Annotated in this window: 9 protein-coding genes; 8 read left to right on the top strand and 1 reads right to left on the bottom strand. The window is 46.3% G+C overall.

What is annotated here, in order from left to right; all coding sequences use genetic code 11:
• Nucleotides 1-424: 424 nt before the first annotated feature.
• Nucleotides 425-895, bottom strand: a complete 471-nt coding sequence (locus HMPREF2904_RS07590) for a COG2426 family protein (protein WP_070661707.1) — start codon at nucleotides 893-895, stop codon at nucleotides 425-427.
• A gap of 173 nt (nucleotides 896-1068) precedes the next feature.
• Between HMPREF2904_RS07590 and HMPREF2904_RS07585 the strand changes: the two genes are divergently transcribed.
• The 8 genes from HMPREF2904_RS07585 (at nucleotide 1069) to HMPREF2904_RS07550 (ending at nucleotide 17346) form a co-directional block, all read left to right on the top strand.
• The gene (locus tag HMPREF2904_RS07585) at nucleotides 1069-1590 is read left to right on the top strand and encodes a Dps family protein (protein ID WP_070661549.1); all 522 of its coding nucleotides are present in this window, start codon (nucleotides 1069-1071) and stop codon (nucleotides 1588-1590) included.
• 215 nt (nucleotides 1591-1805) lie between these two features.
• Nucleotides 1806-8648, top strand: coding sequence for an Ig-like domain-containing protein (locus HMPREF2904_RS07580; RefSeq protein ID WP_070661547.1), 6843 nt, complete (start codon nucleotides 1806-1808; stop codon nucleotides 8646-8648).
• Between the two features lie 102 nt (nucleotides 8649-8750).
• Entirely contained in the window at nucleotides 8751-12461 is a 3711-nt protein-coding gene (locus tag HMPREF2904_RS07575; RefSeq protein WP_070661543.1) for an alpha-L-fucosidase, read from the top strand.
• A 217-nt stretch (nucleotides 12462-12678) separates the two neighbouring features.
• Entirely contained in the window at nucleotides 12679-13143 is a 465-nt protein-coding gene (locus HMPREF2904_RS07570; protein ID WP_003002068.1) for a CtsR family transcriptional regulator, read from the top strand.
• Nucleotides 13144-15573 (top strand): ATP-dependent Clp protease ATP-binding subunit, encoded by a 2430-nt coding sequence (locus HMPREF2904_RS07565; RefSeq protein WP_070661541.1) that lies wholly within the window; start codon nucleotides 13144-13146, stop codon nucleotides 15571-15573. It begins immediately after the preceding gene.
• A 9-nt stretch (nucleotides 15574-15582) separates the two neighbouring features.
• The gene (locus HMPREF2904_RS07560; protein ID WP_049485778.1) at nucleotides 15583-16071 is read left to right on the top strand and encodes a hypothetical protein; all 489 of its coding nucleotides are present in this window, start codon (nucleotides 15583-15585) and stop codon (nucleotides 16069-16071) included.
• Entirely contained in the window at nucleotides 16049-16456 is a 408-nt protein-coding gene (locus HMPREF2904_RS07555; RefSeq protein WP_070661538.1) for a DUF4430 domain-containing protein, read from the top strand. The genes HMPREF2904_RS07560 and HMPREF2904_RS07555 overlap by 23 nt, the downstream gene beginning before the upstream one ends.
• Before the next feature lie 164 nt (nucleotides 16457-16620).
• Complete coding sequence (locus tag HMPREF2904_RS07550) at nucleotides 16621-17346, top strand: hypothetical protein (RefSeq protein ID WP_070661537.1); 726 nt, start codon at nucleotides 16621-16623, stop codon at nucleotides 17344-17346.
• Nucleotides 17347-17419: the final 73 nt, after the last annotated feature.

Raw genomic sequence — 17419 nt, 5'->3', positions numbered from 1 at the left:
GTCAGCGAACTTCAAAGAAGTTCCATGACTTATTAAGATACAAAGGGCGTCTGCGGATAAAGTCAAAATAGGAAGTTTAACGAAGAATCTTTAGATTCTAGGAAAACTTTTCTTTTTGACACAATCCGCAGCCCGTGTTCAATTAGTTTTGGACCCATTCGCTTTTCAAATTTTAAGCTCATGCTAAAACAGTTCCCCGAACTGTTTTACTTTCAAAACTCCCGAGTGCTAGAAACATGATTGTTTCTAGCACTTTTCTCACAGCGGAAAGTTTTAGTAGATGACTGAGTAATTCTAATAAATAAATTTTTTTGTTTTATAGAATTTATTAGATTTTAAAAAAAAACAGTTTGTCTATACTCTTAGAGGAACGGAAGCCTCTTTTTTGTATGCAAAAACTGAAGCCGTTGCTTCAGTCTTTTGCTTAATGTGCGAAGGTATCGATTCCTAGGAGCAGGGACAGGGTTCCCATGATGAGGCCGGCTAGTATCACTCCGAGCATGACTGCGAGGCTACTGCGTTTGAAGTCCCAGTCAAGGATAGAAGCTGCAAGGGCACCGGTCCAGGCACCAGTTCCCGGAAGAGGGATTCCAACAAAGAGCAATAAGGCCCAGAAGATTCCCTTGTCTCCTGCAGCTTTTTCTAATTTCTGTCCGCCTCTATGGCCCTTATTGAGACACCAGCTAAAAAAGCCTCCGATAATTGGTTTTTTTGCCCCCCAAGTAAGAATATGGCGGGCAAAGAAGAAGATTATAGGAATCGGAAGCATATTGCCAATAACCCCAATGGTGAGGGCCTGCCAGAGGGGAATTCCTCTTGAAATAGCGAAGGGAACAGCGCCACGAAGTTCCACGAGAGGAACCATAGAGATCAAAAATGTAAGAATGTATTTCATTAGAAAAGCCTTTCGATTAGTCTTCTTCATTCTATCGTATCTTCTATCAATTGACAACTATTCCAACTTTTTTTAAATTTATCTTTTTTTGAATCTTTTATCTTGACTTTCTTAATTAGAAGGATTATAATAAAGACATAATTAATTAGAATCATTATAAAAAGGAGAACAACATGACAATGATGAAACATGAAGCAGCTACTGATGTAGCAACTTTTGCACCTTCTAATAAAGAAAGTCTTCCAGAGACAAAAGCGCTCTTGAACCAAGTCGTAGCAGATCTCTACGTAGCTCACATTGCCCTCCACCAAGTACACTGGTATATGCGTGGACGTGGCTTTATGGTTTGGCATCCAAAAATGGACGAATACATGGACAGCTTGGATGCAACCTTGGATGAAGTGAGCGAACGCTTGATCACTCTTGGTGGGGCTCCTTATTCTAGCATGACTGAATTTTTGGAACACAGCAATATTGAAGAACGCCGTGGAGCATTTACAAAAAATGTAGAAGAAAGCTTGACACGTGTTCTTGAAATCTTTCATTACCTTGATGGCCTTTACCAAAAAGCATTGGATGTCACTGATGCTGAAGGTGACGATGTAACTAATGATATCTTTGTTGGGGCTAAAGCAGAACTTGAAAAGAACATTTGGATGGTGGCTGCTGAACTTGGTCAAGAACCAGGATTATAAGATCATAAAAAAATAGAAGCCGTTGGCTTCTATTTTTTTGGTTTGTAGGAGATTTCCACTAATTAAAGGAATTCTTAATCTAACTATAGTTGGAGCGAAATCGAGGCCTATCGCTCCTCTTTTTTTGGTATAGTTAATATGTGATTTTCTGTAAGCGTTCGCAGGTATAAGAAAGCGCTTACAAATTTAATTGTTAATCCTAAGAGGAGGTTTTTATGGGAAAGTCTTTTTTTGAAAAGCGTCCTGTTTTTAGTATTCGTAAGCTCTCAGTTGGAGCTTGTTCTGTTGTGATTGGGATTTCTGCCTTGGGTCTTTCAAGGGTCCATGCGGAAGAAAAGCCAGCCCTCGAAAGTGAACCGACTTCGATTGAGACACCAAGTGTTGTGACGGAAAATTCAGAAGCGGAAGTTCCTGAAGCTGGTGCAAGAGTTTCAGAAGCTCCAGCTGTCATCACCCCTACCAGAGCTGAGGAAAAGCCAGCCCCTCAAGGAGAGGGCCAGCCTGTTTCTACTTCATCTGAGCGTGCTACAGGAACGGAAGAAACTGCTGCTCCAGATCAAAATCGTGTAGCGGAGGATATTGTGCAAGATCGAGAACGTGATTTTAATAAAGATTGGTATTTTAAATTAAATGCAGCTCCTGGTGCAGAAGGGCGTCAAGTGGATGTCAAGGATTGGAAAAAATTAGATCTTCCTCATGACTGGTCTATTTTCTTTGATTTCGATCACAACTCTCCTGCTCAAAATGAGGGGGGTCAATTAAACGGAGGGGATGCTTGGTATCGTAAGACCTTCCGTTTGGACGACAAAGATCTAGATAAGAAGGTCCGCTTGGAATTTGGCGGGGTTTATATGGATTCCAAAGTCTATGTAAACGGACAATTCGTCGGTCATTATCCAAATGGCTACAATGCCTTTTCTTATGATATTACTCCTTATTTAAATGCGGATGGAAGCGAGAATACCATCGCCGTTCATGTGGTCAATCAACAACCAAGTAGCCGTTGGTATTCTGGTAGTGGGATTTACCGGGATGTTAAGCTGAGTGTAACGGACAAGGTTCATTTAGCGCAGTATGGGACAACGATTACGACCCCTCAGTTGGAAAAACAGCAAAATGGGGCAGTGGATACAGTTGTGAAGAGCCGCATTGTCAACCAGGATGATCAAGCCCATAGTGTGTATGCGGAATATGAAATTGTTGATCAAAATGGCCAAGTGGTGAGCGAAAAAACGCGCAGTGAAGCACAAGCTGTTCTAGCAGGTCAAGCGATCAACCTTTCTCAAACCTTGCATGTTGAAAAACCAACCCTCTGGGATGTGAAAACGGATCATCCAGCTCTCTATACCTTGTATACGCGTGTTTATCGGGATTCGCAGTTGGTCGATGTGCAAAAGGAACGCTTTGGTTATCGCTATCTCAACTGGACGCCAGAAGGTGGCTTCTTCCTCAATGGGGTGGCGACGAAATTCCACGGGGTATCCCTTCACCATGACCACGGGGCTCTTGGAGCTGAGGAAAATTACAAGGCTGAATACCGTCGTCTCAAACAGATGAAGGACATGGGAGTCAATGCCATCCGGACGACCCACAACCCAGCCAGTGAACAAACCTTAAAAATTGCTGCTGAGTTGGGCTTGATGGTCCAAGAAGAAGCCTTTGATACCTGGTATGGTGGCAAGAAACAATACGATTACGGTCGTTTCTTTGAAAAGGATGCCACTCACCCAGAAGCTCGTAAGGGGGATACTTGGTCCGATTACGATCTACGGACCATGGTAGAGCGGGGCAAGAACAATCCAGCCATTGTCATGTGGTCGATCGGTAATGAAGTCGGTGAAGCAGATGGTTCAGACAAATCTGTCGCAACTGTTCGTCGGTTAGTCAAGACCATCAAGGACGTGGATGCAACCCGCTATGTCACCATGGGAGCTGATAAATTCCGCTTTGGTGATGGTTCAGGAGGCCATGAAAAGGTAGCCGCAGAGCTTGATGCGGTTGGTTTCAACTATTCAGAGGCCAACTATGAAAGCTTACGGGCGAAACATCCAAACTGGCTCATTTATGGCTCAGAAACCTCTTCTGCAACGCGGACACGGGGCTCTTACTATCACCCTGAAAGAGAGTGGGTCGGTAGCAACCAAGAAGACCGCCATTATGAACAATCAGACTACGGCAATGACCGGGTTGGTTGGGGTCGGACAGCGACCGCCTCTTGGACCTTTGACCGTGATCATGCCGGCTATGCAGGACAATTTATCTGGACCGGTACGGACTATATCGGCGAGCCAACACCATGGCATAACCAAAATGACACACCTGTGAAAAGTTCTTATTTCGGTATTGTCGATACGGCTGGCCTTCCGAAGAATGATTTTTACCTTTACCAAAGTCAATGGGTATCGGCTGAGAAACATCCAATGGTCCATCTCTTGCCACATTGGAACTGGGACAATCCAGAATTAGCCAATCGTGTCATGGATGAAGAAGGACGGATTCCTGTTCGGACCTTCTCCAATGCTCACAGTGTGGAATTGATTGTCAATGGGGAATCACAAGGAGTCAAGACCTTTACCAAGAAGACCACAGCAGATGGCCGGACCTACCAAGAAGGGGCAAATCCGGATGAGCTCTATCTAGAGTGGTTGGTCCCTTATGTACCAGGTAAAGTGGAAGCTATTGCGCGCAACGAAGCAGGAGAAGTGATCGCGAAAGATCAAGTCGAAACAGCCGGCAAGGCTGCGGGTGTTCGTTTGTTAAAAGAAGAACACGCGATTGCAGCGGACGGCAAGGATTTGACCTATATTACCTACGAAATCGTCGATGAAGAAGGTCGTGTCGTGCCAACTGCCAATAATTTGGTGCATTTCCATTTGCATGGACAAGGCCAAATTGTCGGTGTCGATAATGGGGAACAAGCCAGCCGTGAACGCTACAAAGCGCAGGAAGATGGCTCATGGCAACGCAAAGCCTTCAACGGCAAAGGGGTTGTGATTGTCAAATCAACTGAGCAGGCGGGAGCCTTTACTCTGTATGCAGACTCAGATCGCTTGCAATCAGACCAAGTCAGCCTCTTTACAGGTAAGAAGGACCAAGCAGAACGCACTGTATTAGGTGTGGAACCTGTTCGACAAAGTGCTTATCTAGGAGAAAAACCAACCTTGCCAAGTAAGGTCAATGTAGTCTATAGTGATGGCAAGGCCCAAGAAGAAGCCGTTGAATGGGATGCGACAGACTATAGCCGTGCTGGACAAGTCCGTGTGACAGGTCATGTTCAAGGACGCACGGTCGAAGCTCTGGTCGATGTGATCGGCGTGGAACAAGTCCTTCCAGTCATCAAACAAATCCCACAGGGAGCAGATCTAACGACAGTGGATAAGGCTGTGCAATTAGTCTTTACCGATGGGACCACTGCTCACTATGAGGTCGATCAATGGACCTTGGAAGCTGGTCAAGAAGATCAGTTGTCCACACCAGGAGCACGCTTGAAGGCGACAGGACTCCTAGGCAATGGGGAAACGGTCCAAGCGACACTAGTGGTTGCAGGAGGAGATGTAGCCAAGGCTAAGAAACCAACGGTTCAGCTAGATGGAGTAGCTCTTCCAAAATTTGGTAGTGGCAACCATACTATTTTCCGTTCCCTCGCTTACGGTCAAGAGCCAGGTCAAGTCACAGCAAGTGCAGAAAATGCCCAAGTGACGGTCCTCCAAGCTAACCGTGAAAATGGTTTGAAAGCTCAAATCTATGTCACTGCTCAGGATACGGGAGCTGTGCAGACCTATGTGGTCCAATTCCAAGAAGAAAGTCCACAGATTGAGCGCCTAGAATTGCGTCTGCCAGAAGGACAGGAACTCAAGGAAGACCAAACGGTACCACTTGAAGTCATTGCCCATTACCAAGATGGTAGCCAGGCAAGTCTCAAAGCAGATCAAATCGATGTGAAAACAAGAGCTGGTAGTCAAGGAAAAGCAGTCGCAACCAATAAAGGTTTGGAATTGCGGGAAGCAGGATTGGTTCATTTAGAAGCCAACTTCCAAGGACAAACAGGAGAAGTCACCTTTACCATCACGCCAAATCCAGAAGAAAAAACGGTTGTGAAGGTGCGTCCTGTACGAATCAACACCGATCGAAATGTTTTGCCAGCTCTTCCAGAGACCGTCTTGGTCGAGTATGACAAGGGATTCCCTAAAGAAAAACGCGTGACCTGGGATGCTGTAACCGCAGATCAAGTCAAGGATTACCATAGCTTTACAGTCACAGGTCATGTAGAGGGTGTGGAAAAAGAAGCACAAGCTCAAGTGACGGTTGAAGGCATTATCGCTGTAGAAGAAGTCAGCACTACCACTCCAGTCGGAGAAAAACCAGCTCTTCCAGAAAGCGTGCGGACCTATCACTCTAATGGTAAGACCTATACTGCTAAGGTGGCCTGGGATGCGGTCGATCCGCAACTCTTGGCCAAAGAAGGAGAAGTTGTCCTAGCCGGTCGTGTAGAAGGAACGGATCTTCCAACACGTCTTCATATTCGTGTTTCCGCAAACACAGTCAAGGGGGCCAACGTAGCAGAGCAATGGACAGGATCTGTCTTGCCACTCGCTTTTGCAAGTGACTCTAACGATGCAGATCCAGTTGCTAAGGTTAATGACAAGGTCATCTCCTTTACCGATGCTCCAGCTAACCGTTGGACCAACTGGGGCCGTGACAATGCGGAAGATTCTGTTGGTATCTTGTTTGGGGATTCTGGTATCTTGACCAAGCGAGCAGTGGACAACCTCCATGTTGGTTTCCATGAAGACCACGGCGTTGGCGCTCCAAGTGAATATGTGATTGAGTACTATACAGGGGAACAAATTCCAACTGTTCCAAGCAATCCAAATCGTGTTAAAGACGAAACAGACCATCCATTTAACAATCCAGCTAACTGGAAAGAAGTCAGCAACCTAACCGTTGAAGAACCGGTAGCAGCTGGTAAGATGAATCATTTCAGTTTTGATAAAGTCGACACCTATGCTGTTCGTATCCGTATGAAGACGCCAGAAGGCAAGCGTGGAAGCTCTATTTCAGAGATTCAGATCTTTGCCAATAAGGTTGCGGCAGAAGAGAAGAGCCAGTTGACCATTCGCGTCAATGGCGATGTATTGCCAGGTGTCAACCCAAGTGTGACCGATTACTACATCGATGCGCGTGATCGGGCTTATCCACAAGTGGAAGCGACAGCCAGCCATCACGGTCTTGCAACGGTTGTGCCAAGCGTCCATGAAGGTGAGCCAATCCGTGTCATCCATAAAGCAGAAGATGGCACCATCTTACAAGAATACCGCCTCCATCTCACAAGTGATGCAGAAAAACTGAAACAAGCTGCCCCAGTAGCAGTGGAAGCAGGTAACCGCTTTGTGAAAGTCGGTCAAGATCTGGTTCTACCATCTACCGTAGGCGTTTACTTCCAAGGGGATACAGGCTATGAACGCAAGGAACTGACGGTGGACTGGCAGGCTGTACCAGCTGATGCGCTTTCTCACGAAGGTAGCTTCACGCTAGAAGGAAAAGTCCTTGGCTATGATCTGACAGCTCAGCTGACCGTCCGGGTGTCAGAAAAGACAGGAGAAAACCTCTCTGTGAACCGTGACTACAATGCAGAAGATACAAGAGCATTTGCTAGTGAAACCAATGATCTCGATCCAAATCAAATCGACTATATCGATTACATCAACGATGGTGGCTACAACGAATACTATCGTTGGACCAACTGGAAGAGAGAACCGGATCAAACCGAAGCCTTTGCTGGTCTCATCTTCAAGAAAAATGGTCAGGTAACAGAGCGTTTGGTCAATAAAGTAGCGGTCGACTTCTTTGCAGATCAGGAAACAGGTCTGCCAACGAAAACGGTTCTTGAACGCTATATTGGTCCAGACTTTGAAGTTCCGGATGATTATGGCAATCTGAAGAATCTTCCAGATCATCCATTTAACCAGGCCTCTAACTGGGAAGAAATCCCGTATAGCTTGGATTATGCCTTTGAACCTGGTTATATCTCCAACCTCAGCTTCAATGAAACCAGAACCAAAGCCATCCGTTTAAGAATGGTTCGTGATGAAAATCTTAAAGGAATCGGAATCATTGAATTGAGCGCCTACGCCCCAACAGAAGAGGCCCAGGCAACAACAGATGTCACCATCCAAGTGAATGGCAAAGACCTAGAAGGTTTTCAACCAGATGCGACAGATTATCATCTAGAGTATGAGGGAGACCGTCCAATCGTTTCAGCACAAGGCAAGAATGGAACAGCCGTTACGGTCGTGGATGCTAAAAGTGCCAATGCCCCTGTTCTTGTCAAAGTTGTCTCAGAAGATGGCAAGCTCGAAAAAGTATATCAACTTTCTCTCTCTGCAAAAGCACCTACAGGCTCAGCCATTCCTGAAGAAGGGGTTAAGAATCTGGTTCATACCAAACCAGAGTTGGTGATTGAGCCAGAAGAGATGGACTTTGAACGTTTAGAACGTCCAAATGCAGATTTTCCAAAAGGTGAGAAACGTGTGGTTCAAGAAGGTCAAAAAGGCCGCAAATTGCGCTTGGTGGAAGTTTCTCAAGAAAATGGTGTGGAAAGCCGGAAGGAACTAGATGCCTTTGTAGAACTAGATCCAGTGGCAGAAATCACAGAGGTAGGCACGAAAGAGGTACTTCCAGACACTCCACAACCAGAGCCACAGCCGCAACCACAGCCGCAACCGCAGCCAGAGCCACAGCCAGAACCGCAGCCAGAACCACAACCGCTTCCGAACCCAGAGCGCCCTCATGTTTCAGAAGGACCAGTAGCTATCGCAACTCCTCAAGCATCTCTTGAGGTCAAAGCGGTGCGCCAGGAAGGGATAGATGCAACAGGGAAGGAAGTCGAGAAAGAAACTCAAACACCAGCAGTTTCAGCTGCTCCAGTTTCCGAAGGTAGATTACCAAATACAGGAACGGAAGAAAGCGTCGCAAGCCTCGTTGCTGGAATCCTAGCGGCAGGCCTTGCCAGTGCTGTGCTGGACGATCAGAAAAAAAGAGCCAATAAGGCCAAGTAAAACAGCTAGAGAAACTAGCAAAAAACGGTGAAAAGTTCACAGGTAAAAGAAGGAGGATGGGGAAGCCCACCCTCTTTACCTGGTGACATAAAGGAATAGAATATGGGAAAAAGATTAGTTGATCAGAGAAATCGATTTGGCATTCGTAAACTCTCAGTAGGCGTCTGCTCGGTAGTCGTAGCGACTTGTTTTTTAGGAGCTACTACCAGTTACGCAGAGGAACAAGCTGAGAATAGTGAACCACGTGAAGAACGGGTCGAAACGAGTGATGCAGGAGATCAGGGAAAGGAGGAGAAAACTGTGAACGAGCACCAAGAAGAATCAGAGCATGCCTCAGTAGCTACTAACGAGAAAGAAAATCGTGCAGCCAGCCAAGGGACAGAAGCCACTCAACCTGCCACTTCTCTAGACGAGGAGACTGAGATTGCGGATTATGGACCGCTTCCAAGCAAGGCTCAGATGCAATACCACCGCGAAGAACTAGCAGCTTTCATACACTTTGGGATGAATACCTACTACGATCGTGAGTGGGGAGATGGACAAGAGGATCCTTATTATTTCTATCCAGAGCATCTGGATACCGATCAGTGGATCAAAACCCTGAAGGATGCTGGCTTTAAACGGACGATCATGGTCGTCAAGCACCACGATGGCTTCCTCTTGTACCCTTCTAAATACACCGACCATACCATTGCTAAAAGTGGTTGGAAAGATGGAAAAGGAGATGTCCTAGCTGAGGTTTCTGCTTCTGCCAGCAAGTATGATATGGACATGGGGGTCTACCTCTCACCTTGGGATGCTCACAGTCCGCTCTACCATGTGGATACAGAGGACCAATACAATGAATACTATCTCAACCAGCTTAAGGAAATCCTTGAAGATCCAAAATATGGGAACAAGGGCAAGTTTGTAGAAGTCTGGATGGATGGAGCGCGTGGCGATGGGGCTCAAAAAGTCACCTATACCTTTGACAAGTGGTTTGAAGCCATTCGCAAGGCCCAAGGGGATATTGCTATCTTCTCAGCTGAGCCGACCAATGTTCGTTGGATTGGAAATGAAAAGGGGATTGCCGGAGATCCGGTTTGGCAAAAGGTTAATCCAGATAAGATCCGCAACAATCCATCTAATAGCTACCTCAATCACGGGGATCCAGAAGGGAAGCAATACTCAGTGGGAGAAGCCGATGTCTCTATCCGCTCCGGCTGGTTCTACCATGACAATCAAGAGCCTAAGTCCCTCCGTGAATTGATGGACATTTACTTCAAATCGGTCGGTCGTGGAACCCCACTCTTGCTCAATATTCCACCCAATCAAGACGGAAAATTTGCGGATGCCGATGTGGCCCGTTTGAAAGAATTCCGTCAGACCTTGGACCAACTCTACAGTGTGAACTATGCGGCAGGAGCTTTGGTAGAAGCTGACTCGACACGACGCAATCCGCTCTACAAGGCTAGCCATTTGATAGATGGAGATGAAAAGACCAGTTGGGCCCCTGCAGATGATGCCAAGACCGGATCTTTTGTCCTGGATCTCGGAAAAGAACAGCATTTTGATGTGGTAGAGCTCAAAGAAACCATCGAGAAAGGCCAACGGATTTCTGGCTTCACCATTGATGTGGCTGTGAATGGCCAATGGGTTCCATATGGGGCTGGCTCAACCGTAGGATACCGTCGATTGATCAAAGGGCAACCAGTTGATAGTCGTTATATCCGGGTGTCCATCACCGATGCCCAAGCTACTCCAATCTTGAACGGAGTCTCTGTCTATAAGACACCCGCTAGCATTGAAGAAACCGATGGCTATCCGCTTGGTTTGACCTATCATTCCGACCGGATTGCTGAGCGGGCCAATGGCCAGTGGAATGAAGAGGGAGAAGGTGTTCGAGGCACCTCTATGTGGACCAAGGGAAAGGGAGCTTCAGTGACCTATCAATTTGAAGGCACCAAAGCCTATGTGGTCGCAACTGTCGACCCTGGTCATGGGGAAATGGATGTCTATGTCGATGGCCAAAAGCTAGCGACCGTCAATACCCAAAGTCCAAGCCGCAAACGGAGCCAAAAGGTCTATGAAACACCGGACTTGGCAGCAGGATCCCACACCTTGACCTTGGTCAATAGCAAGGGAGATGCGATCGCAACAGAAGGGATTTATGCCCTCAATAACCAAGAAAAGGGGCTCTTTGAGTTTGCTCAGCCAACCCTAGCTGTTAAGAAAGGCGACCCAGCGCAAGTCGTCGTCAAGAGAAAAGGTGGCTCTAAAGGAAGTGCCAGTCTCAAATTGATCACAGAACCAGGAACAGGAGTTCATGGCAAGGTCTACAAAGATACCAACGTCACCCTTGAGTTCGCAGATGGAGAGACGGAAAAAACAGTCCAAGTTCCAACCCTTGATTTTGCAGGAAAAGCAACCGATGTCTATGACTTTAAGGTCAAATTGTTGCATCCGGATCAAGGAAGTCTGGTCGGCTTTATTCCAGAACTGACAGTCCAAGTGATGAACGAGGACCTGCTTCCAGAAAATCGCAAAGAAGTAGATGACCAAGATCCAAAACTGCATTACAGTGAGGGTTGGCAGCACGAGACAGACAATCCAAACTTCTCAAATGGCACAGAATCTTGGTCTAGCTTTAACCAAGTGACCGATGAAGAAGGCAAGAAACACATTGAAGTGACCATTACCTTTAAGGGCACCGGCGTGGAGGTCCGAGGAGTGGTTGATCCAAGTCATGGGCTCTACAGCGTCACCCTGGATGGAAAAGAAATGGCCTTCGAAGAAGGTCGGGGCCATGATTATGAGATCGAAGGCGATCATTATTTCAGTGGCTACGGAGATCAACGCAAGCTCGACCAGAGTTTGGTCAATCTACAAGGCCTAGCAAAAGGCTACCACCAGCTACGCCTGCATCTAGATCCAACCCTCAATGACCCTCAGTCATCTAGAGCTATCCAAGTAGACCGATTTATCCTCTCAGGGAAAGATAGTCAGTTGCTCAGTCAAGAGGAGTTGCAACAGATTATCAAAGAAGGAGTTGAAAAGATCAAGGCTACTTCTCTCGATCGCTTGAAAGCAGACCTCAAACCGACGGTTCAAGGACAATTGACGGAATTGACTCAGTTGTTGGATCAAGAGCGACCAGATTTGGTTGCTGCAGCTAATCAAGTCGAAGCCCTTGAAACCATCTTAGGAGATGTTCACAATTATGAACCGCTGACGCAGACACGCCCAGACGAAGGTGTTCGGGATTTGGTTCTTGAAAAGCCAGAACTTCTCATCGAAGCAGAAGAAATTCCATTTGAGAGTCAAACACGTGAGAACAAGGACTTGGCCAAGGGCGAAAGCCGGATCCTTCAAGCAGGGAAGGTCGGACGCCGATTGAAATTGATTGAGGTTCGACAAGAAGAAGGCAAAGAAATTCGGACAGAAGTCGATGCCTTTGTCGAAGTGGAGGCCCAGGATCAGATTACGGAAGTCGGGACGAAGGAAGCGGAAAAAAGTCCGTTGATAGCTGATATGCCGACTCCAACCACTCCTGTCACCCCAAGTAAGATGCAACCAGAAGTTATGACTCTTTCTCAAGCTGAAGACAAAAAAGAAAAAGGAAGACCTGTTCTCTTGCAACCGAAAACCCCAGAAGCAGTTTCTGTTTCGACTTCAGACCATCCGGAAAAAGAAGTGGTTAAAAGTCCTTCTCTACAATCGGAAGGAAAACTTCCTCAAACCGGTACAAAAGAAAGTGGATTGTTTGCTTGGTTAGGCCTTCTTGGTCTAGGATTCTTGGGCGGAGGCCCCAAATTTGCTCGTCGCAAAGAGTAGCTCCTTCTTCGCATAAGAGGTTAGTTCTCACTAGCCTCTTTTGTTTTGCCTTCTTAAGAGATTCCTATTTCCATGGAGTCTTTGCTTTATTTACAGCCGTAAAAATTGTATAATAGTCAAATAAGGTCAATGATGAGAAGGAACACTCCAAGGCCATTTTTTATGGGCCAAAGAACAGAGCATCCATCTAGAAAAAAACAAGCCAGAAAGGAGCATCATGGCAAATAAGAACACATCTGATAGCATCGAAGCTTATATTAAGGCCTTGCTGGCTCAAGCTGGCATGGCAGAGCTCAAAAGAAGTGAGTTAGCCGATGTCTTTCAGGTCGTACCTAGTCAGATTAACTATGTCATTAAGACTCGTTTTACCGAGAGCCGAGGCTATATTGTAGAGAGCAAGCGCGGTGGTGGTGGCTATATCCGCATTGGCAAGGTCCAGTTTTCAGATCACCATCAGATGCTCCAAGACTTGGCAGCCAATATTGGAGAGACCATCAGCCAGCAGGTCTTCAATGATATCCTCCAGATGCTCTATGAAGAAAAATTATTGACAAAACGTGAGGCTCAGCTCTTGCTTGCGACGACCTCCGATGAGGTCCTAGGTCGAGATGCTCTCATCCTACGAGCAACGATGCTGAAAAAAATCATTCAACAAGTAGATAGAAAAGGAAATACCGACTAGATGAACTATTCAACAGCACTGTTAGAAAGTATAGAAGCGGCCCAAATACTAGCAGGCCACTATCAGGGGCATACCTTAGATACTTGGCATCTCCTGACGGCTATGGCCAATAATCCCTATAGCGTGGCAGGTTCTGTACTGAACGATTATCCTATGCAGATCGATGAGTTTCAGGATGCGGCGGAGCATATTACAGGCCAAGCTTTTCAAAGCGACAATCGGTATGAAATCTTCCCATTTTCTTATCGGATGGAAGCCATTATGAAGCACGCAAGAGAGATTGCCCAGGTCCTTCATGCCAAGACCTTGGGAACAGAGCATGTGCTCCTCTCTCTTCTAGCAGACCGTGGGACCTTAGCGAGCCAAGTCATGGAGTTTGCCGGCTTTGCCTTTACAGAGCAAGACAAGGGAGTTCCTATTGCCTCTCTTCGAAAGAATCTTGAGGACAAGGCAGGCTGGGACAAGAATGATATCAAAGCCATTCGGAGTCTCTATCGCGCCCAAAACCCTAACCGCCAAACCATGGGAAATATGATGGGCATGCCCCCAAGCACCAGTGGAGGTCTTGAAGATTATACCCGTGATTTGACAGAAATGGCGCGTGCAGGCCAGCTTGAGCCTGTGATTGGTCGGGATGCAGAGATTTCACGCATGATCCAAATCCTCAGCCGCAAGACGAAGAACAATCCTGTATTGGTGGGAGAAGCAGGGGTCGGAAAAACAGCCCTTGCCTTAGGTCTGGCCCAGCGTGTCGCTAGTGGCAATGTACCAGCTGAAATCGCGCAGATGCGTGTTCTGGAATTGGATCTCATGAATGTCGTTGCTGGGACGCGCTTCCGTGGGGACTTCGAAGAACGGATGAACAATATCATCCAGGACATCGAAGAAGACGGTCACGTGATTCTCTTTATCGATGAACTGCATACTATTATGGGGTCAGGATCCGGTATTGATTCGACCTTAGACGCAGCCAATATTCTAAAACCAGCCCTGGCACGGGGAACCTTGCGTACAGTTGGGGCAACAACCCAAGATGAGTACCAAAAGCATATCGAAAAAGATGCAGCCCTCTCTCGGCGTTTTGCGAAAGTCACCATTGAAGAGCCAAGTGTTGCAGATAGCATCCAAATTCTCCAAGGCTTGAAAGAGACTTATCAGGACCACCATCATGTGATCATTACCGATGAAGCGATCGAAACAGCTGTCAAATATGCCCACCGCTATTTGACTAGTCGTCAATTGCCAGATTCAGCCATTGATCTCTTGGATGAAGCGGCAGCTACCGTACAAAACCGCGATTCCAACGGTCACGTAAAAGAAGAGTTGACCGCCTTGGATCGGGCCTTGATGGATGGCAAGTGGAAGAAAGCAGCCCAGCTCTTAGAAGTAGAGGCCGCTCCCATTGTCTACAAAAAAGAAGTCACTGACCAAGATGTCTTGGTGACCTTGAGCCAATTATCCGGTATTCCAACTCAAAAACTGACCCAAACCGATGCCAAGAAGTACCTAAACTTAGAAGCAGAATTGCATAAGCGCGTGATTGGTCAAGACCAAGCCGTTTCGAGTATCAGTCGGGCTATTCGACGCAATCAATCAGGTATCCGTAGCAATAAACGTCCGATCGGTTCTTTCATGTTCCTAGGACCTACCGGTGTCGGAAAAACAGAGCTAGCCAAAGCTTTGGCGGAAGTTTTGTTTGATGATGAATCGGCCCTCATCCGTTTTGATATGAGTGAGTACATGGAAAAATTCGCGGCCAGCCGCCTCAACGGAGCCCCTCCAGGCTATGTGGGCTACGAAGAAGGAGGCGAGTTGACCGAGAAAGTCCGCAACAAACCATATTCAGTTCTCTTATTTGATGAGGTGGAAAAAGCCCATCCAGATATTTTCAATGTCCTTTTGCAAGTCTTGGATGACGGAGTCTTAACCGATAGCAAAGGCCGGAAGATCGACTTCTCCAATACCATTATCATCATGACCTCAAACCTGGGAGCTACAGCCCTTCGGGATGATAAGACCGTTGGCTTTGGTGCCAAAGATATCCGCTTTGACCAAGCCAATATGGAAAAACGCATGTTTGAAGAGTTGAAGAAGACCTATCGTCCAGAGTTTATCAACCGGATTGATGAAAAGGTGGTCTTCCATAGTCTCTCCAGTGAGGACATGCAGCAGGTAGTGAAAGTCATGGTCAAACCGCTCATCGCGACCTTGGCAGAACAAGGCATGACCCTCAAATTCCAGCCTTCAGCGCTCAAGTTGCTAGCAACCAAAGGCTACGATCCAGAAATGGGAGCTCGCCCACTGCGTCGTGTCTTGCAGACCGAAGTGGAAGATCAACTAGCAGAGCTATTGCTGAAAGGCCAAGCCCAAGAAGGACAAACGATCAAGGTTGGAACGACAGCAGGAACGATCAAGTTTGAGATTGTCTAGGAGGATGTCATGACGCTTCAGCGATTAACCCGTATTTCGCTTTTGGCGGCCCTTTGTGTCGCTCTACGTCAGGCTTTTGCCCCTTTCCCAAATGTCCAACCTATTTCTGCCATCTTTTTTCTCTTGGTGATATTTGAAGGGTATAGCTTTGCTTTTCTTGTGATGATGATCACCATGTTTGTCTCCGCCTTTTTCCTGGGGATGAGCTTGATTGTGTTCTTTCAGATTGTCGCCTTCGGCTGCTTGATGCTCCTTTGGCGTATCTGTTACAAGTGGTTGCCCTTTGTCTTTCAGATCTTTTTTGTGGGGCTACTGTCCTTTGCTTATGGGGTCTTGATCGATAGTGTTTATGCCTTGATTTACCATATTCCTTGGTGGACCTATGCTTTGGTCAATGGTTTTAGTTTTAACCTTGCCCATGCTCTGTCGACGATCGCTTTTTATCCCATTATTTATCATATTTTTAGGAGATTTTATGTTAAAAAAAACCATTTCTAGCTTGATGACCTTACTTGCAGCTCTTCTTTTAGCGAGTTGCGCTCCGTCTCATAGCACAAACAATCAAACAACTACTTCTAGCACAGAAGTTGCCAAGAAAAACGAAATTTCGATTACGATTAGCGTGACGCCAGAAGGTCAAAAAGCGCAATCGAAAACCTTGAAAGTAGCAGAAGAGAGCAACCTCATGAAAGTGCTCAAAGCCAACTACAAGATTGAAGAAAAAAATGGCATGATCACCTCGATTGACGGTCACAGCCAAGATGAAGCCAAAGGTCTTTACTGGATGTACAAGATCAATGGCGAAATGGCTCCAAAAGGTGCTGCTGAAACCACCGTTAAAAAAGGGGACAAGATCGAATTCTATCAAGAAGTGTATAAATAAGAAAAGCTGGACAGTATGTCCGGCTTTTTTTTGCAAAGTTTAGGAACTTACCTAAAATTTCTTTCAAATTAGAAAAATATTTGAGAAACTATTGACAGCCTCATATAACAGTGTTACAATAATGTTACAAAATATTACAAATGTTACAAAAAAGAGGTTCTGTTATGAAAAACAAAAAAATCATTTCCCTAGCAGCCCTAGCTTTGACAGCTAGTCTTTTCCTAGGAGCTTGTGGCGGGAATAAAGAAGAAAAAACTTCAGAAGCAAGCAGTTCAAAGACCAGTCTGGTTAAACAAACCAGCTCTTCTTCTAAGAAAAAAGTGATCACTAGTAAAGATCCGATTGCCTCTTCATCCTCTGATAGCAAATCAGAAGAAAGTCATACTGTTGGTAGCAAAAATAACCAAGCTGCAGCTAGTCAAACACCTGCTCCAGCTAAAGAAGCAACACCAGTAGCACCCGTAACAAAAGAAACAAAAGAAGTAGCCACTCCAGCAACACCAGCGAAAGCAAAATTGCCAAGTCTAGAAGACGGTCATGCCCAGGCTAAGAAGCAAGCTTCTGCTACGGAGAATGCCCAATACAAGGGAGTCTATTCTGTAGCAGCAGGGGATTTCTCTGCAGCAGCTGGGAATTGGTCTGACAAACGCGACACTGGAGTCACTATTGGCCAAGGTGGTCAAGTGACCATCCAACTTCCTGGGGGCCAACCCGTAGCCTATGGTATCAGCGCTTATAACTATACCTTGGATGATGGTCATTACCATGCTAATCTCTCAGCAGGCGATGGGTCTGCGGCGACTCTAGATATCGTAGTTGGAAAAGATGGCTCTGTATCTAGTGTGACGGTTCTGAAAGACGGTGTCAGCCACTCCCTCACTCGTGAATAAAATACGAAAGATCTGAAAGGAGAAGCTTCTCTTTTCAGATCTTTTTTTGTTGGTTTGAAGAAAAATATATTTT

It is taken from the genome of Streptococcus sp. HMSC072G04, from assembly GCF_001813295.1.
Classification (GTDB): Bacteria; Bacillota; Bacilli; order Lactobacillales; family Streptococcaceae; genus Streptococcus.
The sequence above is the reverse complement of the archived record's forward strand: the minus strand, read 5'-3'. Positions and strand labels throughout refer to the sequence as shown.

Bases quoted from the DNA above. Each gene is read 5' to 3' on its own strand.
- HMPREF2904_RS07590 (WP_070661707.1), bottom strand. From the start codon at position 895: ATGAAATACATTCTTACATTTTTGATCTCTATGGTTCCTCTCGTGGAA.
- HMPREF2904_RS07585 (WP_070661549.1), top strand. From the start codon at position 1,069: ATGACAATGATGAAACATGAAGCAGCTACTGATGTAGCAACTTTTGCA.
- HMPREF2904_RS07580 (WP_070661547.1), top strand. From the start codon at position 1,806: ATGGGAAAGTCTTTTTTTGAAAAGCGTCCTGTTTTTAGTATTCGTAAG.
- HMPREF2904_RS07575 (WP_070661543.1), top strand. From the start codon at position 8,751: ATGGGAAAAAGATTAGTTGATCAGAGAAATCGATTTGGCATTCGTAAA.
- HMPREF2904_RS07570 (WP_003002068.1), top strand. From the start codon at position 12,679: ATGGCAAATAAGAACACATCTGATAGCATCGAAGCTTATATTAAGGCC.
- HMPREF2904_RS07565 (WP_070661541.1), top strand. From the start codon at position 13,144: ATGAACTATTCAACAGCACTGTTAGAAAGTATAGAAGCGGCCCAAATA.
- HMPREF2904_RS07560 (WP_049485778.1), top strand. From the start codon at position 15,583: ATGACGCTTCAGCGATTAACCCGTATTTCGCTTTTGGCGGCCCTTTGT.
- HMPREF2904_RS07555 (WP_070661538.1), top strand. From the start codon at position 16,049: ATGTTAAAAAAAACCATTTCTAGCTTGATGACCTTACTTGCAGCTCTT.
- HMPREF2904_RS07550 (WP_070661537.1), top strand. From the start codon at position 16,621: ATGAAAAACAAAAAAATCATTTCCCTAGCAGCCCTAGCTTTGACAGCT.